Annotated in this window: 19 protein-coding genes; 11 read left to right on the top strand and 8 right to left on the bottom strand. The window is 70.3% G+C overall.

The genetic code is table 11. The features are described 5' to 3' along the window. Positions 1-79: 79 nt before the first annotated feature. The 6 genes from NS220_RS09790 to NS220_RS09815 are packed head-to-tail and all read right to left on the bottom strand — an operon-like array spanning position 80 to position 8,000. A complete protein-coding gene (locus tag NS220_RS09790; RefSeq protein WP_058623891.1) occupies positions 80-3,031 on the bottom strand; it encodes a glycoside hydrolase family 2 TIM barrel-domain containing protein in 2,952 nt (983 codons plus the stop codon). Continuing rightward, on the bottom strand, positions 3,028-3,849 hold the full coding sequence (locus NS220_RS09795) for a glucosamine-6-phosphate deaminase (RefSeq protein ID WP_242864588.1): 822 nt from the start codon (positions 3,847-3,849) through the stop codon (positions 3,028-3,030). The genes NS220_RS09790 and NS220_RS09795 overlap by 4 nt, the downstream gene beginning before the upstream one ends. Beyond that, positions 3,846-4,742 (bottom strand): carbohydrate ABC transporter permease, encoded by an 897-nt coding sequence (locus NS220_RS09800; protein ID WP_081323098.1) that lies wholly within the window; start codon positions 4,740-4,742, stop codon positions 3,846-3,848. The genes NS220_RS09795 and NS220_RS09800 overlap by 4 nt, the downstream gene beginning before the upstream one ends. After that, entirely contained in the window at positions 4,739-5,707 is a 969-nt protein-coding gene (locus NS220_RS09805; RefSeq protein WP_242864589.1) for a carbohydrate ABC transporter permease, read from the bottom strand. Before NS220_RS09805 ends, NS220_RS09800 begins: the two co-directional genes overlap by 4 nt. Beyond that, positions 5,704-6,978 (bottom strand): ABC transporter substrate-binding protein, encoded by a 1,275-nt coding sequence (locus NS220_RS09810; protein WP_242864590.1) that lies wholly within the window; start codon positions 6,976-6,978, stop codon positions 5,704-5,706. The genes NS220_RS09805 and NS220_RS09810 overlap by 4 nt, the downstream gene beginning before the upstream one ends. Next, complete coding sequence (locus NS220_RS09815; protein ID WP_081323099.1) at positions 6,975-8,000, bottom strand: carbohydrate kinase family protein; 1,026 nt, start codon at positions 7,998-8,000, stop codon at positions 6,975-6,977. The genes NS220_RS09810 and NS220_RS09815 overlap by 4 nt, the downstream gene beginning before the upstream one ends. Positions 8,001-8,130: 130 nt before the next feature. Here NS220_RS09815 and NS220_RS09820 point away from each other — a divergent pair, with 130 nt between their 5' ends. The 3 genes from NS220_RS09820 to NS220_RS09830 all read left to right on the top strand — a co-directional run bounded on the left by NS220_RS09820 (position 8,131) and on the right by NS220_RS09830 (position 13,380). Further along, positions 8,131-8,877: a DeoR/GlpR family DNA-binding transcription regulator gene (locus NS220_RS09820; RefSeq protein ID WP_081323100.1), complete on the top strand. Its 747-nt coding sequence runs from the start codon at positions 8,131-8,133 to the stop codon at positions 8,875-8,877. Continuing rightward, the gene (locus NS220_RS09825; RefSeq protein WP_058623893.1) at positions 8,874-10,214 is read left to right on the top strand and encodes a 6-phospho-beta-glucosidase; all 1,341 of its coding nucleotides are present in this window, start codon (positions 8,874-8,876) and stop codon (positions 10,212-10,214) included. The genes NS220_RS09820 and NS220_RS09825 overlap by 4 nt, the downstream gene beginning before the upstream one ends. Positions 10,215-10,305: 91 nt before the next feature. After that, a complete protein-coding gene (locus NS220_RS09830; RefSeq protein WP_058623894.1) occupies positions 10,306-13,380 on the top strand; it encodes an alpha-mannosidase in 3,075 nt (1,024 codons plus the stop codon). 14 nt (positions 13,381-13,394) lie between these two features. Here NS220_RS09830 and NS220_RS09835 read toward each other — a convergent pair whose 3' ends face one another. Continuing rightward, on the bottom strand, positions 13,395-14,123 hold the full coding sequence (locus NS220_RS09835) for a GntR family transcriptional regulator (protein ID WP_058623921.1): 729 nt from the start codon (positions 14,121-14,123) through the stop codon (positions 13,395-13,397). Between the two features lie 160 nt (positions 14,124-14,283). Between NS220_RS09835 and iolC the strand changes: the two genes are divergently transcribed. Genes iolC through iolG form a run of 7 tightly spaced genes read left to right on the top strand, consistent with a single transcriptional unit; the run spans position 14,284 to position 22,497 of the window. Continuing rightward, positions 14,284-15,243, top strand: coding sequence for a 5-dehydro-2-deoxygluconokinase (gene iolC, locus NS220_RS09840; protein ID WP_058623895.1), 960 nt, complete (start codon positions 14,284-14,286; stop codon positions 15,241-15,243). After that, complete coding sequence (locus NS220_RS09845) at positions 15,240-16,136, top strand: class I fructose-bisphosphate aldolase (RefSeq protein ID WP_206543014.1); 897 nt, start codon at positions 15,240-15,242, stop codon at positions 16,134-16,136. Before iolC ends, NS220_RS09845 begins: the two co-directional genes overlap by 4 nt. Before the next feature lie 17 nt (positions 16,137-16,153). Then, on the top strand, positions 16,154-17,656 hold the full coding sequence (locus NS220_RS09850; protein ID WP_058623896.1) for a CoA-acylating methylmalonate-semialdehyde dehydrogenase: 1,503 nt from the start codon (positions 16,154-16,156) through the stop codon (positions 17,654-17,656). A gap of 39 nt (positions 17,657-17,695) precedes the next feature. Beyond that, entirely contained in the window at positions 17,696-18,595 is a 900-nt protein-coding gene (iolB, locus tag NS220_RS09855; RefSeq protein ID WP_058623897.1) for a 5-deoxy-glucuronate isomerase, read from the top strand. Positions 18,596-18,612: 17 nt separating this feature from the next. Then, positions 18,613-20,529 (top strand): 3D-(3,5/4)-trihydroxycyclohexane-1,2-dione acylhydrolase (decyclizing), encoded by a 1,917-nt coding sequence (gene iolD / locus NS220_RS09860; protein WP_242864591.1) that lies wholly within the window; start codon positions 18,613-18,615, stop codon positions 20,527-20,529. Further along, complete coding sequence (locus tag NS220_RS09865; RefSeq protein ID WP_058623899.1) at positions 20,526-21,443, top strand: sugar phosphate isomerase/epimerase family protein; 918 nt, start codon at positions 20,526-20,528, stop codon at positions 21,441-21,443. Before iolD ends, NS220_RS09865 begins: the two co-directional genes overlap by 4 nt. Positions 21,444-21,486: 43 nt before the next feature. Beyond that, positions 21,487-22,497: an inositol 2-dehydrogenase gene (gene iolG, locus NS220_RS09870; protein WP_058623900.1), complete on the top strand. Its 1,011-nt coding sequence runs from the start codon at positions 21,487-21,489 to the stop codon at positions 22,495-22,497. Between the two features lie 141 nt (positions 22,498-22,638). On the opposite strand, the gene NS220_RS09875 is transcribed toward iolG, so the two are convergent. Next, positions 22,639-23,823 (bottom strand): Gfo/Idh/MocA family protein, encoded by a 1,185-nt coding sequence (locus tag NS220_RS09875; RefSeq protein ID WP_058623901.1) that lies wholly within the window; start codon positions 23,821-23,823, stop codon positions 22,639-22,641. A 145-nt stretch (positions 23,824-23,968) separates the two neighbouring features. Between NS220_RS09875 and NS220_RS09880 the strand changes: the two genes are divergently transcribed. Next, a complete protein-coding gene (locus NS220_RS09880; RefSeq protein WP_058623902.1) occupies positions 23,969-24,958 on the top strand; it encodes a sugar ABC transporter substrate-binding protein in 990 nt (329 codons plus the stop codon). The last annotated feature ends 18 nt before the right edge of the window (positions 24,959-24,976 follow it).

Raw genomic sequence — 24,976 nt, forward strand, 5'->3', positions numbered from 1 at the left:
TGAGATGTGAGGCCGGCCTCGGCTCACGGCGGAGGTGAGCCGTCACACGCAGTCGGCGGGGACGCGCGGGCCGGGGTGGCTAGTCGAACACCACCGTCCACGACACCGCGCGGGGCCAGAGGGCGTAGCGCGGCAGCACGTCGGGGCCGCAGGCGCGGGAGCCGAGGCCGTGCTGGGCCGCGTCGAGGTACAGCCAGAGGCCGCGCGAGGGCGGGAGCTCGTGCGCGTGGGCGACGCCGGTGCGTTCCTGGGCGGTGTGGCGGTCGAGCTGGAAGCCGGGCAGGCCGGTCGAGCCGGACGCCACCGCGCGCAGGTGCAGCGGGCCGAGGTCGAGCGAACGCAGGCCCGGGCGATGCCCGGTCTCCTGCGGGCGGCCGTAGGCGACGCCGAGCGCATCGACATCCGCCGCGAAACGACCGACGTACGCGGCCTCGGCGCTGTCGGGATACGACTCCGCCGGTCCCGTGCCGAACCAGTGCGCGCGCTCTCCGGCGAGGGCGGCGGGGAGCCCGAAGCGTGCGCCGACGCGGGGCCACGTGCAGTCCCAGGGGCCGAAGGGGCGGATGTCGGTGTGCAGCCGCAGCCCGTCGCCGTCGAGCCGCCACGAGAACGTGGTCTCGATGCCCTGCGCGCTGTGGGCGGCCATCGACCGCACACGCTGCACGAGGCCGTCGTCGCTGCGCTCGACCGACAGCACCCGGTGCTGCAGACGGTCGAGGCCGCGCTCGAGCCAGCGCACCGACGACGCCGGTGTGTCCTCGTCGCCGCGCCCGTGGGTGAGGGCGGGATCTGCCGTCTCGTAGGATCCCTGCCCGTCGAGCTGGTCGTTCTCGGTGGGCGCGCGCCAGAGTTCGGGGAGCGGACCCGAGACCTCCAGGTCACGCCAACGCACGAGCCCGCCGCGCCGGTCGAACACGGCGTCGCCCAGGGCGTCACCGCGCCAGCCGCCCGTGGCCGCTCGCGCCGGCCGAGGGGCGGCGGCGTGCAGCTGTGCCTGGGCGCGCGAGACGACGTGACCGGCGGGGGCCCACGCGGATCCCTCGCGCAGCGCGGCTTCGAGGGTCACCCAGCGTTCGGTCGTGGCATCCGGGATCTCGGGCAGCTCGATGACCCCCTCGTCACCCGGGGCCAGAGCCGGCAGGTCGAGCGTGCCCGACGACACGGGGATGCCGTCGTCCTCGGCGCGCCACTGCAGTTCCAGGTGCGCGGTGCCGAGCGTGTGCTGTCGGTTGCGCACCCGCCACGAGCGCTCCCCGAGGTGCTCGAGCGTCACGGGCGCCCAGACCGCGGCGAGCTCGCCGAGGCCGGGCGAGGGGGTGCCGTCCGACAGCACGAGCCCGTCCATCAGGTAGACGCCGTCGTGCACGGGCTCGCCGAAGTCGCCGCCGTACGCGAAGAACTCGGTGCCGTCGTCGGTACGGGCGCGGATGCCGTGATCCCGCCACTCCCACACGAAACCGCCGTGCAGCCGCGGGTACGCCTCGACGAGCGACTCGTAGTCGGCGAGAGAGCCGGGCCCGTTGCCCATCGCGTGCGCGAACTCGCACAGCACGAAGGGCTTCGCGCGCTGGCGCGCTCCTTCGGCCGGGCCGATCTCGTGCACGGGCATGGTCTGCTCGCCGCAGACCGAGGCGATCTCCTCGAGCGTCGGATACATGCGCGAGTACACATCGGTGTACGCCCCGCCGTAGTCGCCCTCGTAGTGGATCGGTCGGGAGTCGTCGCGCTCGCGGATCCATCCGGCCATCTCGGCGAGATTGCGCCCGGTCCCCGACTCGTTGCCGAGCGACCACATCACGACGCTCGCGTGGTTCTTGTCGCGCTCGATCGTGCGACGGGCGCGGTCGAGGCATGCGGCCCGCCAGGCGGGGTCGTCGGCGGGGTTTCCCGTCCACTCCACGTCCCAGAAGCCGTGCGTCTCGAGGTCGCACTCCAGCACGACCCAGAAGCCGAGCTCGTCGGCCAGCTCGAGCACTCGCGGGTGCGGCGGCTGGTGCGCGGTGCGGATCGCCGTGATGTTGTGCCGGCGCATGAGCTCCAGCTCGCCCCGCACGTACTCCTCGTCGAAGACGCGTCCGCGATCGGGGTCGGTCTCGTGCCGGTTGACGCCACGGAAGATCAGCGGGCGCCCGTCGGCGAGCAGGCGGTCGCCGACGACCTCGACGCGGCGGAAGCCGACGCGCAGGCGCACGGTCTCGGCATCCGTCGACACGTCCACGTCGTAGAGGCGGGGCGTCTCGGCCGTCCAGGCGTCGACCGCGTCGATCGTCAGCGGGACGATCTCGGACGGCGCGGTCCAGGTCTCGTCGATGCCCAGCTCGGGTACCCGTACGGTCACCGGCCAGCCGCCGCGGGGGCGCACGTCGAGAGTGCCCGCTCCGGTCGCGGGGTCGCGGTCGCCGCGGGCGAAGACGTCGTCGAGGCCGTTCGCGGGGCGCCCCTGCAGGGAGACGCTGCGGAAGATGCCCGGGAGCCACCACTGGTCCTGGTCCTCGAGGTAGCTGGCGGCCGACCACTGGTGCACGCGCACGGCGAGCACGTTCTCGCCGTCGACGAGGTGATCGGTGATGTCGAACTCGGTCATCAGCCGGCTGCCGGTGAACCAGCCGATCTCGGCGCCGTTCACCCACACGGTCGCGAGCGACTCCACTCCCTCGAAGCGCAGGAGCGTGCGTCCTCCGGCACAGAACGAGGGATGCCACTCGAACACGCGCCGGTGGTCGCCCGTCGGGTTGGCGTCGGGCACGTGCGGCGGGTCCAGCGGGAACGGGTACCGGATGTTCGTGTACGTGGGGTGCCCGTGGCCGTGCAGTCCCCAGTGCGAGGGGACGGGGATCCGGTCCCACCCCGACACGTCGGCATCGATCGCCGCGAACGGGGGCGGCCCGTCGACATCGTCGCCCGGATCGGCGTCGTGCAGGCGGAACGCCCACTCGCCGTCGAGGCTCTGCACGGGCGCGTCGGAACGGAGCCAGGCGCGCGGGGCGAGACGGGTGTCGGATCCGGGTGCGGAGTCGCCGAGGTGCGTCATCGGTCCTCTCGGAGGGCGTCGAGGTCGGCGACGACGGTGACGTCGGGATGCCGCTGCAGGAAGGAGGCGGGATTGTCGGCCGTGACCGGCCCGAGGAGAGCGGAGCGGAGGGCGGCGGCCTTCGCGGCGCCGGAGGCGACGAGCACGATCCGCCGGGCCGCGAGGATGGTCGCCACGCCCTGGGTCATCGCGTGCGTGGGAACCTGCGCGAGGTCGCCGTCGAAATGCTCGGCGTTGGCGCGGCGGGTGCTCTCGTCGAGTTCGACCACGCGCGTGCGGGTCTCGGCATCCGAACCCGGCTCGTTGAACCCGATGTGTCCGTTGCGGCCGATGCCGACGATCTGCAGGTCGACCCCGCCGGCTTCGATGATCGCGCGCTCGTACGCCTCGGCGTCGGCGGCGGAGGAGCCGCTCGGCACCCGGACACGATCGTTCGGGATGCCGAGGGGCTCGGCGATCACGGACCGCACGTAGGCCGCGTACGAGCGGGGGTCGTCGGCGGGGAGGCCGACGTACTCGTCGAGGGCGAACAGGCGCAGGCCGTCGGGGGCGGGGTTCTGGTCGGTGTCCCGTCCCGTCGACGGGCTCAGGGACCTTGGGCTCAGGGACCTCAGGCGCAGGGAGCTCTCGCGGCGGCGGATGAGGGCGGCGTAGAGCGCGAGCGGGGAGGAGCCGGTCGCCACCCCCAGCACACCGTCGCGCGGGACCGTCGCGACGAGATCGGCGGCGACCTCGCCGATCTCGTCGGTCGCGCACACCACCACGCGCGTGGTCGGCGAGGCGGGTTTGAGCGGCGCGTCGAGGGTGGTCTCACTCACTTGATGGCACCCTTGGCGATGTCGCCGATGAACTGGCGCGCGCCGATGAGGAACACGATGAGCAGCGGCAGCACGGCCAGCAGCGCACCCGCCATGACCATGCCGTAGTCCTGCCCGAAGGCGGTGTTCAGCTGGGCCATCGCGACTTGGAGGGTCACCTGGTTGGGGTTGGTCATGACGACCAGCGGCCAGAGGTAGTCGTTCCACGCGGCGATGAAGGTGAAGATGCCGAGGAAGCCGAGACCGGGACGGATGAGCGGCAGGCACACCGTGAACCACTGGCGGAAGAAGCCCGCGCCGTCGAGTACGGAGGCATCCATCAGCTCGTCCGGAATCGACGAGACCATGTACTGCCGCAACCAGAAGATGCCGAAGGCGTTGGCCGCGGCCGGCACGATGAGCGCCTGCAGGTGACCGACCCAGCCGAGGTTGACCATGGTGATGAACTGCGGGATGACCGACAGCTGCATCGGAAGCATGAAGGTGACCAGGGTGATCGTGAAGAGCGTCCGACGCAGCGGGAACTCGAACTTCGCGAAGGCGAACGCGGCGAGCGAGTCGAACACCAGCACGAGGAACGTCACGCTGCAGGCGACGATGATCGTGTTCATCAGCGAACCGGCGAAGTCGATGCGGGAGAACACCGCGCCGATGTTGTCGAACAGACGCGGACCCGGAATGAACGTGGGAGGTGTCGTGTAGATGTCGCTCGTGGAGTTGCTGGCCATGACGACCAGCCAGTACAGCGGGAACAGCGAGATGACCGCGCCGAGGGTGAGCGCCCCGTAGAGCAGCGCGCGCCCGGGCGTCGCCTTGCGACGGCGCCGCAGCGGCACGCCCGCCGTGGTGATGTGCTCGGTGATCGTGGCGGGCGGGGGCGTCGTGAGGGTCATGCGCGGGCCTTCTCTTCCTTCTTCCCGGCGGTGAAGCGCCAGCTGATGATGGTGAAGATCACGACGATGAGGAACACGCCCCACGCGATCGCGGCGCCGTAGCCGAAGCGGTTGTAGCTGAATGCCTGCTGGTAGAAGTAGAGGACCATCGTCAGGCCGCCCTGGCCGGCGCCGCCGCTGTTGGGGTTGGTCGTACTCGAGCTCGCCGTGAGCACTTGCGCCTCGGTGAAGCTCTGCATGCCGGTCACGGTCGAGACGACGAGCACGAAGATGATGGTCGGACGCAGCAGGGGAAGCGTGATCGAGAAGAAGCTGCGGATGGGACCGGCGCCGTCGAGCTTCGCGGCCTCGTAGACCTCGCCGCCGATCGACTGCATACCGGCGAGGAAGATGATCGCGTTGTACCCGGTCCACTGGTAGGTGATGAGGATCGAGATCGTGAGCTGGATGCCGAACGGCGTCGACAACCACTGCACTCCGGGCAGGCCCAGGGCGTGCAGGAAGGAGTTGGCGAGGCCGAAGTTCTCACCGAAGATCGACCCGAAGAGCACGGCCATCGCCACGACCGAGGTGATGTTCGGCACGAAGTAGGCGATGCGGAAGGCCGTGCTGAAGCGGACGGCGTTGTTCAGCATCGCGGCGACGGCGATCGCGATCGCGAGCATCGGGAACGTCGACAGCGCGAAGATCACGAAGGTGTTGCGCACCGACAGCCAGAACGTGGCGTCCGAGAAGAGACGCGTGTAGTTGTCGATTCCCGCCCACTGCGCCGCGCCCAGCCCGTTCCAGTCCTGGAACGACAGGACGAGAGAGTACAGCGTGGGGAAGAGGCCGAAGCCGAGGAACAGCAGGAAGAACGGCGCGACCGCGACGTACATCGGCCAGTGCCGGATCAGGCCCCGGCCCCGGGGGCGCGCGCTGGGGCGCACCCCCGAGGCGGTCATGACGCGCGTGGCGGATGTCACTTAGAGCGCTCCCACACCTGCTGGGCGGCGGCGAGGGCGTCGTTCCAGGCCTGCTGCGGGTCCTTGCCCTGCGACTGCACGTTGGCGAGCTCGGTGATGAAGGGCGCCTGGAGCTCGTTGTCGATCGGGCTGGTGTAGCTGATCGGCATGTTCTCGGACGCCGTCTTGAACACGTCCGTGGTCACCTGTCCGCCGAAGAACGCGTCGGGCTCCTGCAGGGCGGGCTCGCTGAGCGCGGCGGTCGACGAGGGGAAGTTGCCGACCTCGGTGTACGTGGTCGCCTGGTTCTCGGCATCCAGGAGGTAGTCGACGATCTTGATCGCCTCGTCCTTGTTGCCGGTCGCGGCGGGGATCGTCAGGAACGATCCGCCGATGTTGGCGGGACCGCCGGGCATCGCGGTGACGTTCCACTTGCCCGAGGTGTCGGGGGCGTTGCTCTTCAGGTCGCCCTGGTACCAGGCGGCACCGAGGAGGGTCGGGAGCGTGCCGTTGTTGACGGCGGCGGCCCAGTCGGGGCTGCCGTCCTGAATACCGGCGACGAGACCGCGCTGGTTCGCCTCGATCGCGGTGTCCCACGCCTTCTTGACCTGTGCACTGTCACCGAGGAATTGGCCGTCCTGCGACACCATCTTCGTCTCCCCCTGGCCCATGACCTTGGTGAAGACATCTTCGAGCGACACCTCGAGGTAGGCGCCGGTGGCGGCCTTGAGCTTCTCGCCGAAGGCGAAGTAGTCGTCCCACGTCTTGGTGGCGGCGGCGACGGCGGCCGGATCCGTGGGCAGTCCCGCGGCGGCCAGCACGTCTGTGCGGTAGTAGAGGGCGGTCGGACCGATGTCGGTGGGGAGGCCGATCAGCTTTCCGTCGGGGGTGGTGGCCTCGGCGAGCTTCCAGTCGGGGAAGTCGGAGAGCTTGTCGTCGATGCCGAGGGTCTTGAGGTCGGTGAAGAGGTCGGCCTGCTGCAGGAAGTAGGGCATGTCCTCGCCCTTGATCCCGGTGATGGTGGGGATGCCGCTGCGACCGGTGAAGACGGTGACGAGCTTCTGCTTGACGTCGTCGCCGATCGTGGTGACCTCGATCTTGTCGTCGGGGAACTGGCTCTTGGCCGAGTCCAGCACGCTCTGGCCGAGGCCGCCGGACCAGGTCCACAGGGTCACGGGGCCGTCGGACGAGCCGCCGGAACCGCCCGAGCAGGCCGAGAGGGACGCAGCAGCGGCGACCGCGACGGCGACGGTGCCGATCGCGCGTCGGTAACGCGGGGTGAGGGTCATCATGGGTGGTTCACTCCTTGAGTCGGGTGCGAGGTGAGGAAGAGGGAAAAGGAAGAAGCGCTGTCGTGCAGCGCGTCGCGGAGGAAGGCGAACCGGGTCGGGTCGGCGGCCGCCGGGTGGGCGTCGAGCCAGGGGAGCAGCTCGTCGAGACGGGGAGCAGCGGCGGCGCCGCCGGGGCGCGACACGGTGATGGCCGCGACGAGGGTGGCGAACTCGACCCGCTCGCGCAGCGACCAGTCCGTGAGCTCGGCGGCGGCGAGAGCGCCTCCGAACACGTCGCCGGCGCCCGTGGCATCCACGAAGTCGATGGCGACGGCGTCGATCTCGACCTCGTCACCCGCCGCGGAGTCGACGGCGAGGGCGCCGTGTCCGCCGCGGGTGACGACGGCGAGGGGCACTCGCTCGGCGAGGGAGCGCGCGGCGCGGCGGGCGTCGTCGGTGCGGGTGTAGGCGCGGGCCTCGGCCTCGTTGGGAAGGAAGGCGTGGCACCCCTCGAGCACCTCGAGAGCCGCGGCATCCCATTGTTCGTCGGCGTCCCAGCCGACGTCGGCGAAGACTTTCGTGCCTCGCCGGGCGCGTTCGCGGATCCACGGCGAGACCGAGTCGTCGAGGTGCAGCGCCGCGACGGGGGTGAAGGGGGCGTCCCGCAGGAGGGATGCCAGGGGAGCGGCGGGCCGACCTCCGGTCACGAGGGCGCGATCGCCGTCGTAGTTCATCGCGGCGGTGACGGGCAGGCCCCAGTCGGAGACTTCGCGGATCGCGTCGACGATGCCCTCATCGACCAGCCGTTCGCGGACGAGGCGGGACAGCGGGTCGGATCCCGCGTCGGCGACCAAGGCGGTGGGCACGCCGAGGCGTGCGGCCGCGATCGCGTAGTTGGCGATACCGCCCGGGCCCCAACCGAACGCGGGGGTCCAGTGCTCCTCGCCGAGGCGCGGGGCGCCGTCGAGGTCGGCGAAGACCAGATCGAGGAAGAGCTGCCCGGCCGTCAGGAGGCGGGGCGTGGGACCGGATGCGACTGTCATCGGCCCCTCCTCTCTGCGGTGACGATCGGGGCGTTTCACCGTTTATAGCATTCGTCGCTCAGGAACGCGCAAATATTTGCGTGTAAATATTTTGTTACTGAGCGATTTTGAGCGATAAGGTGATCGCATCATGAAAGACGTCAGAGACCGCGAGATCCTCCAGCACCTGCGCTCCGCTCGCGCGGCGACGGTGGCGGAGCTCGCCGAGGCCACCGGTTCGAGCATCGCCACGATCCGTCGCGACCTGCAGCGCCTCGACGACGCGGGACTCCTGCGCCGCACGCACGGCGGCGCCGTGATGGGAGAGGGAGACGCGCCCTTCGCCACGGTCGAACCCGTCAACCGCGACGGCAAGGAGCGCATCGCCCACGCCGCGGCCGAGACGATCCGTGAGGGCCAGGCCGTGATCCTCGATGTGGGCACGACCACGCTGCAGCTCGCGCGCCTGCTGCGGGGGCGGTCGGTCACCGTCATCACGAACAACCTCGCGATCTACGACGTGCTGCGCGACGAGCGGGAGACGCACCTCGTGCTGCTCCCCGGTGACTACGACCCGGTCTATCGCAGCGTCGCCGGTCATCTGACCACCGAGTCGCTGCGCCTCATCCGCGCCGACCATGCCTTCCTCGGCGTCAGCGGTATGTCGCCCGAGGGAGACCTGCGCGACACGACCCTCGCGCAGGTGCCGATCAAGCAGGCCATGCTCGCCGCGTGCGACGCGGCGACCGTGCTCGCGGACCACAGCAAGTTCCCCGGCAGCGGTGCCGGACGCATCGCCCTCCCCCTCGCCCTGCGGCGGCTCATCACCGATGCGCCGCTCGAGGGCCCGATCGTCGAGTCCTTGGGCCGACGGAATGTCGAGATTGTGACTGCATGAAGCTTGCGATGATCGGTGGCGGAGGATTCCGCACCCCCCTCGTCTACCGGGCCCTCCTCCTCGACCGCGATCCCGGTCGCGTCGACGAGGTCGCTCTCATCGACACCGACGGCGCGCGGCTGCGCACGATGGCGCGGATCCTCGAGGACCAGGCGCGCGACTTCGCCGATGCACCGCGCGTAAGCGTGCACACGGATGCCGAAGAAGGGCTCCGCGGAGCCGACTTCGTGTTCTCGGCCATCCGCGTCGGCGGCATGGCCGGTCGCGCCACCGATGAGCGCATCGGCCTCTCGCACGGAGTCATCGGTCAGGAGACCGTCGGCTTCGGGGGCATCTCCTACGCGTTGCGAACGCTCCCCGTCGCCATGCAGCTCGCCGAGCTCATCCAGCGCGTCGCGCCCGACGCCTGGGTCATCAACTTCACGAACCCCGCGGGTGTCGTCACCGAGGCGATGGGCCGCGTGCTGGGTAAGCGCGTCATCGGGATCTGCGACTCGCCGATCGGCCTCGCCCGGCGCGCGCTCGGAGCCCTCGGCATCCGGGACTCGGCCGACATCGAGATCGAGTACGCCGGGCTGAACCATCTCGGATGGCTCACGGCGCTCCGTCGCGACGGCGTCGACCTGCTGCCGGAGCTGCTGTCCTCGCCCGAGCGCATCGAGTCGTTCGAGGAGGGCGCGCTGTTCGGCGCGGACTGGATTCGCACCCTCGGAGCCCTGCCCAACGAGTACCTGCACTACTACTCCTACCGCCGTGACGTGTTGCAGGCCGACCAGTACGCCGCGACCACGCGCGGGCGCTACCTGCTCGACCAGCAGGCCGGCTTCTGGGAGGAAGCCGCGACCGCTCCGCGGCCGCACGCGGCCTGGGAGGCCTGCCGCCACGAGCGTGAGGTCACCTACATGGCGACCAACCGCGACTCCGCGGGAATGGGCGACCGCGACGAGGAAGACCTCGTGTCGGGGGGATACGAGAACGTCGCGATCGCCCTCATGCGCGCGATCGCCTACGACCAGTCGGCCCGGCTCATCCTCAACGTCCCCGGCGGCGGCGTGCTGGCCGGCCTCGACGCCGAAGCCGTGGTCGAGGTGCCGTGCATCGTCGGCGCGGACGGACCGCGTCCCCTCGAGAGCGCCACGGTCCCGGCGTTCGGCCAGGGTCTGATCACGACCGTGAAGTACGTCGAGCGCCAGACCATCGAGGCGGCCCTCGGCGGTTCGCGCGCCGCGGCGCTGCGCGCCCTGGCGCACCACCCCCTGATCGACTCGGTACGCGTCGCCCGGGCGCTGCTGGAAGACGCCAGCTCCAGCTTCGCCGACCTCTCGTACCTGCGCTGAACCCGGGGGTGCGGCACCGACTCGAACCGTGCCGCACCCCCGCACCACCCCCCATGCGGTCCGAACCGCGTCGCCCGAAACCGGAGACATCGTGCACCAGAACCTCACGCTCGTCGAAGAGCGCATCCACCGCGTCCTCACCGAGCGCATCGTCCCCGCCGTCTACTCGGCCCGCGTTCCCGTGACGCTCGCGGCCTGGATGGTCCCGGACGAGCCGGTCCCGGCATCCGAGGCCCTCTCCGCCGCGTACACGCCGTTCGCCGTCGGCGACAGCTGGGGGCGCGCGTGGTCGACCTGGTGGTTCGAGGTCACCGGCGAGATCCCGGCGGACTGGGCGGGACGCACCGTCGAGCTGCTGCTCGACCCCGGCTTCCAGGGCGACTGGCCGGGCAACCAGGCCGAGGCGCTCGTCCACACGCCCGACGGCGTGCAGGTGAAGGGCATCCACCCCCGCAACCACTACGTGCGCCTGGCCGACGAGGCGGCCGGTGGGGAGTCCGTGCACTTCTTCGTCGAGGCCGCCGCCAACCCCGACATCCTCAAGAACGACTTCGTCCCCACGGCCTACGGCTCGAAGAAGACCGCACCCGAGGCGCCGATCTACACGTTCCGCACCGCCGAGCTCGCCGTGTTCGAGCCCGAGGTGTGGGCGCTGCAGTTCGACGTCGAGGTGCTCTACCAGCTGCTCAAGGAGCTGCCCGAGACCGAGCCGCGCCGGCACGAGGTGCTCCGCGCGCTCGAGCGGGCGCTGAACGTGCTGCGCCTCGACGACATCGTCGGCACCGCCGCCGCCGCGCGCGCCGAACTCGTCGACGTGCTGTCGCGCCCGGCATCCGCCTCGGCTCACCGGCTCTCGGGCATCGGGCACGCGCACATCGACACCGCGTGGCTCTGGCCGATCCGCGAGACCAAGCGCAAGACCGCCCGCACGTTCTCGAACGTGCTCGCTCTCGCCGAGCAGTATCCCGACTTCCGTTTCGCCGCCTCGTCGGCCCAGCAGTACGCGTGGGTCAAGGAGCGCTACCCGCACGTGTGGGAGGGCATCAAGGCCGCGATCGCCAAGGGCCAGTGGATCGTCGTCGGCTCGCAGTGGGTCGAGCCCGACGGCAACCTCCCCGGCGGTGAGGCGATGGTACGCCAGATCACCCAGGGCATGCGCTTCTTCCGCGACGAGCTCGACGTCGAGACGCACGGCATCTGGCTGCCCGACTCGTTCGGCTACACCGCCGCGTTTCCGCAGATCGCGAAGCTCGCGGGCCTCGATTGGTTCCTCACCCAGAAGATCTCGTGGAGCCAGACCAACAAGTTCCCCCACCACACCTTCTGGTGGGAGGGCATCGACGGCTCGCGCATCTTCACGCACTTCCCGCCGATCGACACCTATAACTCCACCCTCGAGGGCGAAGAGCTGCACCACGCCGTGCGCCAGTTCCGCGACAAGGGCGTGGCCACCACCTCGCTCGTGCCCTTCGGTTACGGCGACGGCGGCGGCGGCCCCATCCGCGAGATGATGGAGCGCCAGCGGCGGGTCGAGTCGCTCGAGGGCTCGCCCCGCGTCGAGATCGAGCATCCCGACGACTTCTTCGCCGCAGCCCGAGCGGAATACCCCGACGCCCCCGTGTGGGTCGGCGAGCTCTACCTGGAGCTTCACCGCGGCACCTTCACGTCGCACGCCCGCGAGAAGCGCGGCAACCGCGAGGCCGAGCACCGCCTCCGCGAGGCCGAGCTGTGGTGGACCGCCGCCGCCCTGAAGGGAGCGGAGTACCCCTACGACGCGCTCGACCGCCTCTGGCAGGGCGTGCTGCTGCAGCAGTTCCACGACATCCTCCCCGGCTCGTCGATCCAGTGGGTGCACGAGCAGAACGAGGAGGACTACGCCGCGGCGCTCGCCGAGCTCGACCGCTCGATCGGCGATGCGCTCGCGGCCGCGGGCCTGTCGGGTGCAGTCGTGAACTCCGCCGATCACGCGCGCCGGTCCCTGGCACTGGATGCCGAGGGCACCCCGCTCGCGCTGGTCGAGACGCCGGCGCTCGGCGTGGCTTCGCTCACTCCCGTCGCTCCCGTGCACCCCGTGCGCGCCGAGCGGGTCGGCGACGACCTCGTGCTCGAGAACGGGCTCGTGCGCGTGACGGTCGACGCCCGCGGCCTCGTCACGTCGATCGTCGACCTCGGGGTCGATCGCGAGCTCGTGCCGGAGGGTCGCGCGGCCAATCTGCTGCGCCTGCACCAGGACCTGCCGAACGCCTGGGACGCGTGGGACATCGACGCGCACTACCGTCACACCTTCGACGACCTCGACGCCGCCGACGCGATCGAGCTGTCGGTCGACGGCGATCTGCGCGCGCGGGTGAGCGTCACGCGCACCTTCGGCACCTCTCGCCTGACGCAGACGATCGCGGTGAACGCCGACGACGTGCGCGTGCACTTCGGTGTCGACCTCGACTGGAACGAGCGCGAGAAGCTGCTGAAGGCCTCGCTGCCCTTCGTCGTGCACGCCCACCACCACAGCGCCGAGATCCAGTACGGCCACGTCCGCCGTGCGACCCACACCAACACGTCGTGGGAAGACGCCAAGTTCGAGGTCATGGCCCACCGGTGGGTTCACGTCGAAGAGCCCGGGTACGGCATCGGTGTGACCAACGACGCCACGTACGGCCACGACATCACCCGAACGGTCGGCGCCTCGGGCGAGGTCGAGACCGAGGTGCGTCTGAGCCTCGTGCGCGCCGCGAACTCACCGGACCCGGTTCAGGATGCCGGTCACCACACGTTCGCGTACGCGGTGCACCCCGGCGCCGACATCGCCGCGGTCGTCGCCTCGGGCTACGAGCAGAACCTGCCGCTGCGTCGTCCCGGAGCGGAGGCCGCGACCGTGGAGCCGTGGAGCGTCCTGCGCTCCACCGACGAGGGCGTGCGCATCGAGGCGGTCAAGCTCGCGGACGACCGTTCCGGCGACGTGATCGTGCGCGTGTACGAGGCCCTCGGGCGGCGTGCGTCGACGACCCTCGTGCCCGGGTTCGCCGTGGCATCCGTCGACGAGGTCGACCTGCTCGAGCGCCCGCTCCGCGACGACATGGCCCGCTCGCGGCGCCTCGCGCACGAGGGTGACGCGATCGAGCTGGAGCTGCGGCCCTTCCAGGTCGTGACGCTCCGTCTGACGCGCTGACGGTCGTGCGGGGCTCAGCGCGCGACCAGCGTGGTCTCGAAGCTGTACATGTCGGGGCGGTAGCAGTGATGGCCGAACTCGACCGGCCGGCCGGCCGCGTCGTACGCGACGCGTTCCATCGTGAGCACGGGGCCCCCGCGGTCGATGTCGAGCAGGGTGCTCTCGTCGCCGTGGGCCCGCCGGGCGCCGATCCTCTGGTTCGCGACGCGGATGATGACGCCGCGCCCGCGCAGGATCTCGTACAGACCGCGCTCCTGCAGTTGGGCCGTCGTGATGTCGGCGAGATCGAGCGGCAGGTAGTTCGTCAGGACGGCCACGGCGACGCCGTCGGTCGAGCGTTGGCGGCGGAGGTACACGACATCGGAGCCCTCGGTGATGCTGAGGGCTTCGGCGACGCTCGTGTCGGCGGGACGGACGTCGTGCTCCAGGACGCGTGTGCCGGGCTGGTGGTGCGAGCTCTTGAGGTCCTCGTAGAGGCTCGTGAGCTCGACCTGCCGGGTGACCTGGCCCTGCACCACCTGGGTGCCGATGCCGCGGCGCCGCACGAGCAGTCCCTTGTCGACGAGTGTCTCCATCGCGCGGCGGATCGTGGGACGCGAGAGGCCGAGGCCTTCGGCGATCGCGATCTCGTTCTGCAGGCGCGCGCCGGGGGCGATGCGACCCGAGCGGATCGCGGCCTCGAGCTCGCGGGCGACCTGGAAGTACAGGGGGATCGGCCCCGTGCGATCGAGGTCGGTCAGCATTTCGGCGATGAGCACCACGTCGTCGGCCACGCGGCCACCCCCGATCGTCTTTGTCGCGACATCTTCACATCATGGTAGTGGCGCACCTTCACACCCCACCCCCCTTGTGCTATTGTCAGGACAATTACGCACGACTGAAGAGAGAGTTGTACAGCGAGGTATGACCAGCAACGCTTCCGCCCCCGATGTCCTGGCCCTGGGCCGGCTCGGCGTCGACATCTACCCTCTCCAAACGGGCGTGGGCCTCGAGGCCGTCGAGACGTTCGGCAAGTTCCTCGGGGGGAGCGCGGCGAACGTCGCCGTCGCCGCCGCCCGGCTCGGGCGAGACGTCCGTCTGGTGTCGCGCGTAGGCGACGACCCCTTCGGGCGCTACCTCCTGGCCGAGCTCACGCGGCTCGGGGTCGACAACCGCGACGTCCGCGTCGACGAGACCTTGAAGACCCCGGTGACCTTCTGCGAGGTCTTCCCGCCCGACGACTTCCCGCTGTACTTCTATCGCGATCCGAAGGCTCCCGACCTCAACATCGTCGAAGACGACCTCGACCTCGAGGCCGTTCGCGCGGCCCGCATCCTGTGGTTCACCACGACGGGACTGAGCGTCGAACCGAGCCGGGCGACCCATCACGCCGCTCTCGCCGCGCGCCGCGGCGGCCACACGATCTTCGACCTCGACTACCGACCCATGTTCTGGGCGAGCCGTGAACAAGCGCGCGCGCAGGTCGACCGTGCGCTCGAGCACGCCACGGTCGCGGTGGGCAACCGCGAGGAGTGCGAGGTCGCGGTCGGCGAGACCGATCCGCAGCGTGCGGCCGACGCGCTCCTCGACCGCGGTGTCGAGGTGGCGATCGTCAAGCTCGGACCCGCGGGCGTGCTCGCCAAGACGCGCGAGGAGGCGGTCGTGGTGCCGCCGTACCCCGTCGACGTGGTCAACGGTCTCGGAGCGGGCGACGCCTTCGGCGGCTCGCTGTGCCACGGACTCCTGCACGGGTGGGGGCTCGAGCGGATCCTGCGCTTCGCCAACATCGCCGGGGCGATCGTCGCCTCACGCCTGGAGTGCTCCACCGCCATGCCGACGTCGGACGAGGTCGAGCGGGTCCTCGCGGCGGGAGCGAGCCGGTGAACGGCGCGATCACGCCGGACGAGTTCGCTCGACTCCGCGACATCCGGGCCACGGCGCCCGCGTCGATCGGCGCGGCTCTGCGCGACCGCTCGCGGCGCGAGCTCCTCGGCGCGGACGGCCGGCTCTTCATCGTCGCGGCCGATCATCCGGCCCGCGGCGCCCTGTCCGTGGGCGACAACCCCACGGCCATGGCCGATCGCTACGAGCTTCTCGATCGCCTGGCGATCGCGCTCAGCCGCCCCGGCGTCGACGGCGTCCTCGCGACGCCCGACATCATCGACGACCTCGCGATGCTCGGGCGACTCGACGACAAGATCATCGTGGGATCCATGAACCGCGGCGGCCTCCGCGGCGCGTCGTTCGAGATGGACGATCGCATGACCGCCTATGACGTGCCGACCATGGCACGCCTCGGCATCGACTTCGCCAAGACGCTCGTCCGCATCGACCTCGACGACCCGGGCACCGTGTCGACCCTCGTCGCGATGGCGCAGGCGGTCTCGCAGGCCGCCGAGATCGGCCTCCCCCTCATGCTGGAGCCGTTCCTGAGCCGCCAGATCGATGGGCGCGTGGTCAACGACCTCTCGACGGATGCCGTCATCCTCTCGATCGCGATCGCCTCCGGTCTCGGGTCCGCCAGCGCCTACACATGGATGAAACTGCCGGTGGTCGACGACATGGAACGGGTGATGGCCGCCACGACCATGCCGACCCTGCTGCTCGGCGGGGACTCGGGCGCCGACCCCGACGAGACCTTCGCGTCGTGGGAAGACGCCCTCGCCCTCCCCGGCGTGCGCGGTCTCACCGTCGGCCGCACTCTTCTCTACCCCGCTGACGACGACGTGGCCGCTGCCGTCGACATCGCCGCCTCCCTGGTCCATCGCGACCTCTGACCACCCCGAAGGAAGTCATGAGCACGACAATCACCCACTGGATCGACGGGGCCGAGTACGCCTCCGCCTCGGGCCGGACGGCTCCGGTGTTCAACCCGGCGACGGGGCAGGTGCGCGCCCAGGTCGCGCTCGCCGACGAGGCGGACATCGCGGCGGCCCTCGCCTCGGCGGAGCGCGGGTTCCAGGTGTGGAGCGGGTACTCGATCGCGAAGCGCCAGAGCGTGCTGTTCGCCTTCCGCGAGCTGCTGAACGCGCGCAAGGGCGAGCTCGCGCGAATCATCACCGCCGAGCACGGCAAGGTCGTCTCGGATGCCATGGGCGAGATTCTCCGAGGACAGGAGGTCGTGGAACTGGCGACCGGATTCCCGCACCTGATCAAGGGTGCGTACTCGGAGAACGCCTCCACCGGTGTCGACGTCTACTCGGTGAAGCAGCCTCTCGGCGTGGTGGGCATCATCAGCCCCTTCAATTTCCCGGCGATGGTGCCGATGTGGTTCTTCCCCATCGCGCTGGCCGCCGGTAACGCCGTCGTGCTCAAGCCGAGCGAGAAGGATCCCTCCGCCGCCCTCTGGCTGGCCCAGCTGTGGAAAGAGGCGGGGCTGCCCGACGGAGCGTTCACCGTCCTCCAGGGCGACAAGGTCGCTGTCGACGGTCTGCTCAACGCGCCGGTGGTGCAGTCGATCAGTTTCGTCGGCTCCACCCCGATCGCGCAGTACATCTACGAGACGGCGTCCCGCAACGGCAAGCGGGTGCAGGCCCTCGGTGGCGCGAAGAACCACATGCTCGTCCTCCCCGACGCCGACCTCGACCTCGTCGCCGACTCCGCGGTCAACGCCGGATTCGGCGCCGCGGGCGAGCGGTGCATGGCCATCTCGGTCGTGCTCGCGGTCGAGCCCGTCGCCGACGAGCTGATCGCCAAGGTCTCCGAGCGCATCGCGAAGCTGCGTATCGGCAACGGGGCGGATGCCGCGGAACCCGACATGGGACCGCTGATCTCGGCGCAGCACCGCGACAAGGTCTCGTCCTACGTCGACATCGCCGAAGCCGATGGCGCGCGCATCGTCGTCGACGGCCGCGGCTACGCCGTCGACGGTCACGAGGACGGCTTCTTCTTCGGTCCCACCCTGCTGGACGCCGTGCCCACCACCTCCCGCGCCTACACGGAGGAGATCTTCGGCCCCGTCCTCTCGGTCGTGCGCGTGAAGACCTACGACGAGGGTCTCGCTCTCATCAACAGCGGCGAGTTCGGCAACGGCACCGCGATCTTCACCAACGACGGCGGTGCCGCTCGGCGCTTCCAGAACGAGGTGCAGGTCGGGATGATCGGCATCAACGTGCCGATCCCGGTCCCGGTGGCCTACCACTCGTTCGGCGGCTGGAAGAAGAGCCTGTTCGGCGATGCCAAGGCCTACGGCGTGCACGGCTTCGACTTCTTCACGCGAGAGAAGGCCATCACGAGCCGATGGCTCGATCCCGCCACCCACGGCGGTATCAACCTCGGCTTCCCCCAGAACGACTGAGGGCTCGGCATCCGTCCCCGGTGAGAGAGACAGGACCAGATGAACCAGCGTTGGTTCCACCGCCGCGGCGATCTCGCCCGGTCCGGGTGGGAGAGCGTCGTCGACGCGGAAACCCCCGGCTGGGCGCACACCGGTATCCACATCGCCGAGCTCACGGCGGGGCGGGTGCTGCCGCTGCCGAGCGGGGTCGAGAGTATCGTCGTGCCGCTCGCGGGCTCGTTCTCCGTCACGCACACGCAGGACGGCGAGACGACGGTCACCCCTCTCGCCGGACGGGCGTCGGTCTTCAGCGGGCCGACCGACGTGTTGTACGTCTCGGTCGCCGCCACGGCCGAGATCACGGGCAGCGGGCGGGTGGCCGTGGCGACCTCGCCGACGGACGTGGTGAAGCCCACCGCTCACATCGCGGCGGCCGACGTTCCCGTCGAGCTCCGCGGGGCGGGGAGGTCGAGTCGGCAGGTCCACAACTTCGGGACCCCTGCCGCCCTCGACGCGGCGCGGCTGATCGTGTGCGAGGTCCTCACCCCGGCCGAGAACTGGTCGTCCTACCCACCGCACAAGCACGACGAGCACGCGCCGGGTCACGAGTCCCGTCTCGAGGAGATCTACTACTTCGAGGCCGCCCCGGTGAGCGGCTCGCGGGCGCCGTCCGACAGCGCCTTCGGCATGTTCAGCACGTACTCCTCGCCCGCGGGGGAGATCGACATCAACGCGATGGTGCGATCGGGTGACATCGCGCTCGTTCCCTACGGGTACCACGGTCCCGCCGTCGCCGCGCCCGGCTACGACCTCTACTACCTCAACGTCATGGCCGGTCCGGACCCGGAACGGCAGTGGCTCATCAGCGACGATCCCGCGCACGCGTGGGTCCGCGACACCTGGGAGGGGCAGTCGTTCGACGACCGCCTTCCCTTCACCGACGACAGGGAGGTCTCGTGATGGTGACGACGAGAAGGATGACGGTCAGCCAGGCGCTCGTGGAGTTCCTCGCGCACCAGTGGACCGTCGACGGCGACATCCGCGAACGGACGATCCCCGGGGTCTTCGGCATCTTCGGTCACGGCAACGTCGCGGGCGTCGGCCAGGCGCTGAAGCAGCTCAACGTCGAAGAGCCCGACCTGATGCCGTACTACCAGGCGCGGAACGAACAGGCCATGGTGCACCAAGCCGTCGGGTACGCCCGCGTGCACCGCCGCCGCGGCACCTTCGCCTCCACGGCATCCGTGGGTCCGGGGGCGGCGAACATGCTCACCGGTGCCGCCCTGGCCACCGCCAACCGCCTGCCGGCGCTGCTCCTGCCCAGTGACACCTTCGCCACGCGCGTGGCCGACCCGGTGCTGCAGCAGCTCGAGCAGCCGTGGGACATCGGTCTCACCGTCAACGACGCCTTCCGTCCGCTGTCGCGCTTCTTCGACCGCGTGCAGCGGCCCGAACAGCTCTACTCGATCGCGCTCGCCGCGATGCGGGTGCTCACCGACCCCGCCGAGACCGGAGCCGTCACGATCGCCCTCCCCGAGGACGTGCAGGCCGAAGCGCTCGACGTGCCCGTGGAGTTCCTGCAGGACCGCGAGTGGCACGTGCGGCGGCCGGTGCCCGAACGAGGTCCGCTCGAGCGGGCCGTCGCCGCGATCCGCCGGGCGAAGAAGCCGCTCATCATCGCGGGCGGCGGCGTGATCTACTCCGCCGCCGAAGACGCCCTGCGCGCGTTCGTCGAGGCCACCGGCATCCCGGTCGGCACCACGCAGGCGGGCGGCGGCTCGCTGCCGTGGGACCACCCGCAGTACCTCGGCGGCGTCGGTGCCACGGGAAGCCTGGCCGCCAACCGCCGCGCGGCCGAGGCCGACCTCGTCATCGGCATCGGCACGCGCTACAGCGACTTCACCACCGCCTCGCGCACCGCGTTCCAGAACCCCGACGTCTCGTTCGTCAACGTCAACGTCGCCGCGTTCGACGCCTACAAGCACGGCTCGCAGCTGCCGGTGATCGCCGACGCCCGCGAGGCCCTCGACGCCCTAGCCGAGGCGCTCACCGGTCACCGCGTCGACGAGGCGTACGCGGCGACCATCGCCCGCGAGAAGAGCGAGTGGGATGCCGTCGTCGACGAGGCGTTCACCCCGTCGGGGCGGTCGCTTCCGGGTCAGCCCGAGATCATCGGCGCGGTCCAGGCCGCCAGTGCGCCCCGGGACGTGATCGTGCAGGCCGCGGGCTCGCTCCCGGGCGACCTCCACAAGCTCTGGCGCGTGCGCGACGCGCTGGGATACCACGTCGAGTACGCGTTCTCGTGCATGGGGTACGAGATCGCCGGGGGCCTGGGGGTCAAGCGCGGGCTGCTCGCGGCCGGCGACGACCGCGACGTCATCGTCATGGTCGGCGACGGCTCCTACCTCATGCTCCACACCGAGCTGCTCACCGCTGTCGCCGAGGGGCTGAAGATCATCGTCGTCCTCATCCAGAACCACGGCTACGCGTCGATCGGCCACCTCTCCGAGACGGTCGGCTCCGAGCGCTTCGGCACGAAGTACCGCGTGTACGACGACGCCGAGCGCAACTTCCAGGGCGAGGCGGTGCTGCCCGTCGACCTCGCCCTGAATGCCCGCAGTTACGGCGTGGACGTGATCGAGGTCGACCCCGGTGCCGGTGCGATCACCGCCCTCTCCGAGGCGATCGCCACGGCGAAGGCGTCGGAGCGCTCGACCTTCATCCACATCAACAGTGATCCGCACATCTACGCCCCCGACAACGACGGGTGGTGGGACGTGCCGGTCGCGGCCGTCTCGAGCATCGACAGCACACGCGCGGCGCGCGACACCTACGACACGCAGGTCACGGCGCAGCGACCGCTGCTGGGCGACCGGATCGGAGACCACGCATGAAGGCGACCGTCGCGGGGGCTCCGGTGAGCTTCGGAGTGTTCGAGCTGACCCCGGAAGGCGCCGACACGGTCAGTGCCGATGAGATGGGCGCGGCGCTGCAGGCGGCGGGTTACCGCGGCATCGATCTCGGTCCGGTGGGGTTCCTCGGCCGGGGCGCCGACCTGCGCGCGCGACTGAGTCGGTTCGACCTGCAGCTGGCCGGGGGATGGGTGCAGCTGCCCTTCTCCGACGACGAGGCGTTCGCGGCATCCCTTCCCGACCTGCGCGAGGCTCTTCGGTTGTTCGCCGATGCCGCCGAGCTCGGGCCCGACCGCCTGCCGTTGCCCACGCTCGCCGACGCGGGCTCGCCCGCGCGGGCGGGCAACCCGGGGCGCGGCACGGAGGTCGACCCCGTCGACGCCGATCGCGCGCACCGGCTTCACGAGAACGTCGGACGGGCCGCGAAGATCGTGCGCGACGCCGGATTCCAGCCGACGTTCCACCACCACGCCGGCACGTTCGTCGAATCGCCCGCCGAGATCGATGCGTTCCTCGCCGGCACCGACGTGGGTCTGACGCTCGACACCGGCCACCTCTTCATCGCCGGGGGAGACCCCGTCGCCGCCGTGGACCGCTGGGGCACGCGCATCAACCACCTGCACCTCAAGGATGTCGACCTCGCCGAGCTCCGTCGCGTGCTCGCCGCGGGCGGCGGAATGGCCGACGTGTGGTCGTCGGGCGCGTTCGTCGCGTTCGGTGCGGGCGACATCGATCTGGCGGCGGTGATGGATGCCGTCGATCGCCGCGGATTCGACGGGTGGATCGTCGTGGAGCAGGACGTGCTCAACGCCCCCGACGTGTCGATCGACGCCTTCCGCGCCGACCGCACCCGCGATCAGACGCTCAACCGCGAAGCCCTGCGCCCCTGGGCATGACCGGCTGAACCCGATTCCCCTCTTCACAGACAGGACCTCTTCCGTGCCCTCTTCGCCTCTCCGTTTCGGACTCATCGGTACCGGCCGCATCGGCCAGGTCCACGCTGCGAGCATCGCCGCCGACCCTGACGCGACCCTCGCGTGGGTCGCGGACCCCTTCGTCGACGGTGCCCGGCAGGTCGCCGCGCAGTTCGGTGGCGAGGCCACCGACACCGCCGATGACCTCTTCGTGCCCGGCCGGGTCGATGCGATCCTCGTCGCCTCGCCCACCCCCACGCACGTCGACCTCATCGCGCGCTCCGTCGAGGCGGGGCTGCCCGTGCTGTGCGAGAAGCCGATCGACCTCGACATCGCGCGCGTCGAAGCACTGCGTTCCACGGTGGCGTCGGCGGGCGTCCCCGTCGCCTTGGGCTTCAATCGTCGCTTCGACCCGGCGTTCGCCGAGGCGCGGGCGAGACTGGCGGCGGGGGAGATCGGCGCGCTCGAACAGCTGACCATCATCAGCCGCGACCCCGCTGCGCCCCCGGCGTCGTACATCGCGGTCTCGGGGGGCATCTTCCGCGACATGACGATCCACGACTTCGACATGGCGCGCTTCTTCCTCGGCGACATCGTCGAGGTACAGGCGACGGGCAGCACGACCTTCGACCCCGGTGCCCGGGAGCACGGTGACTACGACACGGCCGTGACGGTCCTGCGGGCCGCCAGCGGTGCGGTCGCCACGATCATCAACTCCCGGCACAGCACGGTCGGCTACGACCAGCGCATCGAGGTCTTCGGGAGCACGGGCACCCTCGACGTCGGCAACCAGGGGACGAGTCTCGTGCGCGTGTCGAACACCTCGGGCGTCGACACGCACCGTCCCTTCGAATCCGCGATGGTCACGCGCTACACGCCCTCGTACCGCGCCGAGCTGCGCGAGTTCATCTCGCTGGTCCGCGGAGGCGCGTCGACGAGTCCCTCCTTCGACGATGGGCGCGCAGCGCTGCTGCTCGCCGACGCCGCGCAGCGCTCCGCCGAGGAGCGCGTCGTCGTCGCGGTCGACCTCAGCTGAGGGGCGGGCGGGACCCGACGGCCACGGCCGCCGGGTCCCGGGCATCCGCGACGGGCTCGTCCCGGGGCGGACATGCCGCCGGTGCGCGTAGGCCGGCGACCGCTCAGGCGCTCGTCCGCCTCATCGCGAGCTCCGTTCGTGTCACGCGTCGTAGGTCGTCGTCGCGGTCACCTCGGACACGTCGTGCCACCGGCCGTCTGCGACACTCTCCTCCGCCGCGTCGACGATGGCCGCCGCCGCCCAGCCGTCGCCCGCCGAGGGAGCGAGCTGACGGCCGGTGAGCACCGACCGGAGGAAGAGCGCCGCCTCGATCGTCTTGAAGTCGTCGAAGCCCATCGACGTCCCCGCACCCGGCTGGAAGCGATCGAACGCCCCGAAGCCGGGTTCGGCCATGATGCGCCGGTAGCCGTGCGCCGAGTCGGCGTGCTCGAGCTCGTTCAGCCGCTCGAAGTTCCACCGGATCGATCCGCGCGTGCCGTACACCTCGAGGCGGTACTCGGCGCGCGTGCCGATGGCGACGCGGCTCGCGTCGAACACGCCCACCGCGCCCGAGTCGAAGCGTCCGATCACCGCGGCGTAGTCCTCGTTCTCGACCTCGCCGGTCTCGGCATCCGCGCTTCCCGAAGCGAAGTGGCTCACCGCACCCGACGAGGCGAGCGGACGGCGGCGGATGAAGGTCTCCTTCGTCGCCGAGACGGCGGCGATCCGTCCGACGACGAACTGCGCGAGGTCGACGCCATGCGAGAGCAGGTCGCCCATCACGCCCGATCCGGCCTTGTCCCGGAGGAAGCGCCAGGTCAGGATGCCGAGGGGATCCGCGGAGTAGTCGGCGAGGAACGACACCCGCACGGTGGTGATCGTGCCGAGCGCGTCCGAGCGGACGAGCTCGCGGGCCCGTGCGATCGCCGGCGCATGGCGGTAGTTGAAGCCGACCGATGTGACGAGCCCCGCGGCTTCGGCCGCCTCGGCGATCTCGCGCGACTCGGGGAGGCTTCGACCCATCGGCTTCTCGATCCAGAACGGTTTGCCCGCCGCGACCGCGGCGAGGGCCATCTCGTGATGGAGGAAGTTCGGCGAGCAGATCGACACCACGTCGACCGCCGGATCGTCGAGGACCTCGCGGTAGTCGGAGACCGTCGAGCGGTACCCGAGCACGTCTCGCGCGTGCTGACGCCCGCGCTCGTCCGGGTCGGCGGCGATCACCAGCTTCGGCTCGGCGCCGATCTCCGGGAAATGCTGGGGAACGGCGCGGTAGGCGCGCGAGTGCAGGCGTCCCATCCATCCCGCCGAGATCAATCCCACTCCGACGTGCGTGCGGTTCTGCATCCGAAATCCCTTCGTTGGGGTCGTGGTGCTCTCATCTTGACAGTATGTATTGACAATTGGAATGGCCGCTGTCAGGATCTGAGCCGACAGAGACGTCGCCCCTGAGCAGTACCCGATGTCGATGTCCTCATCGAAAGGGAATTCAATGAAGAAGCGCTTGCTCGGCACCCTTGCCCTGGCAGCCACCGTCGCGTTGGCCCTGACCGCTTGTTCGGGTACGGGACAGGACACGTCGACGAACGGCGGCGGTGACGGAAACGCCACCACGCCCAAGAAGGACCTGACCTACGCGGTCATCACCCACTCGGGCCCCGGTGACTCGTTCTGGGACCGCGTCAAGTCCGGCGCCGAAGCCGCGGGCTCCGACTACGGCGTGAACGTCACGTACAACGCCGACCCGGACCCGGCGAAGCAGTCGCAGCTCATCGACAACGCCGTCGCCCAGGGGGTCAACGGCATCGTGGTGTCGATGGCCAACCCCGACGGGCTCAAGACGAGCGTCGAAGCGGCGGTGGCCGCCGGCATCCCGGTCGTCACGATCAACTCGGGAATCGACCGCTACGCGGAGTTCGGCGCCTTCACGCACATCGGTCAGACCGAGAGCGTCGCGGGCAAGGCGGTGGGAGAGCGTCTCAGCAAAGAGGGGCTGAAGAAGGGGCTCTGCGTCATCCAGGAGGCCGGGAACGTCGGCCTCGAAGAGCGTTGCGCGGCCGCGACCCAGGCGTTCTCGGGCCAGATGGAGAACCTCCAGGTCGACGGCACGAACGACGCCGAAGTCAAGGCGACCATCAAGGCGAAGCTCCAGGCGGACCCCTCGATCGACACCGTGCTGACCCTCGGCGGGCAGTATGCCATCGACGCGGTCGGCGCCGTGGAGGAATCGGGCAGCTCGGCCAAGATCGGCACCTTCGATCTGTCGGAGGACGTCGTCAGCAACATCGAGGCGGGCAAGATCCTGTTCGCCGTCGACCAGCAGCCGTACGTCCAGGGTTTCCTCGGCGTGACGGCGCTGTACCTCAAGAGCACCAACGGCAACGAGATCGGCGGCGGCCAGCCCGTCTACTCCGGTCCCGCCTTCGTGACCAAGGACAACGCGGCCGACGTCGCGAAGTTCGCGGCCAACGGCACCCGCTGACCCGCTCCTTCCCGGCCG

Source organism: Microbacterium testaceum (assembly GCF_001476655.1).
GTDB lineage: Bacteria > Actinomycetota > Actinomycetes > Actinomycetales > Microbacteriaceae > Microbacterium > Microbacterium testaceum_C.

What these genes read in the sequence shown, in the direction of transcription:
- NS220_RS09880 (WP_058623902.1), top strand. Translation starts at nt 23,969, where the DNA reads ATGAAGAAGCGCTTGCTCGGCACCCTTGCCCTGGCAGCCACCGTCGCG.
- NS220_RS09865 (WP_058623899.1), top strand. Translation starts at nt 20,526, where the DNA reads ATGAAGGCGACCGTCGCGGGGGCTCCGGTGAGCTTCGGAGTGTTCGAG.
- NS220_RS09810 (WP_242864590.1), bottom strand. Translation starts at nt 6,978, where the DNA reads ATGATGACCCTCACCCCGCGTTACCGACGCGCGATCGGCACCGTCGCC.
- NS220_RS09850 (WP_058623896.1), top strand. Translation starts at nt 16,154, where the DNA reads ATGAGCACGACAATCACCCACTGGATCGACGGGGCCGAGTACGCCTCC.
- NS220_RS09875 (WP_058623901.1), bottom strand. Translation starts at nt 23,823, where the DNA reads ATGCAGAACCGCACGCACGTCGGAGTGGGATTGATCTCGGCGGGATGG.
- NS220_RS09815 (WP_081323099.1), bottom strand. Translation starts at nt 8,000, where the DNA reads ATGACAGTCGCATCCGGTCCCACGCCCCGCCTCCTGACGGCCGGGCAG.
- iolD (WP_242864591.1), top strand. Translation starts at nt 18,613, where the DNA reads ATGACGGTCAGCCAGGCGCTCGTGGAGTTCCTCGCGCACCAGTGGACC.
- NS220_RS09790 (WP_058623891.1), bottom strand. Translation starts at nt 3,031, where the DNA reads ATGACGCACCTCGGCGACTCCGCACCCGGATCCGACACCCGTCTCGCC.
- iolC (WP_058623895.1), top strand. Translation starts at nt 14,284, where the DNA reads ATGACCAGCAACGCTTCCGCCCCCGATGTCCTGGCCCTGGGCCGGCTC.
- NS220_RS09820 (WP_081323100.1), top strand. Translation starts at nt 8,131, where the DNA reads ATGAAAGACGTCAGAGACCGCGAGATCCTCCAGCACCTGCGCTCCGCT.
- NS220_RS09835 (WP_058623921.1), bottom strand. Translation starts at nt 14,123, where the DNA reads ATGCTGACCGACCTCGATCGCACGGGGCCGATCCCCCTGTACTTCCAG.
- iolB (WP_058623897.1), top strand. Translation starts at nt 17,696, where the DNA reads ATGAACCAGCGTTGGTTCCACCGCCGCGGCGATCTCGCCCGGTCCGGG.
- NS220_RS09800 (WP_081323098.1), bottom strand. Translation starts at nt 4,742, where the DNA reads ATGACCCTCACGACGCCCCCGCCCGCCACGATCACCGAGCACATCACC.
- NS220_RS09825 (WP_058623893.1), top strand. Translation starts at nt 8,874, where the DNA reads ATGAAGCTTGCGATGATCGGTGGCGGAGGATTCCGCACCCCCCTCGTC.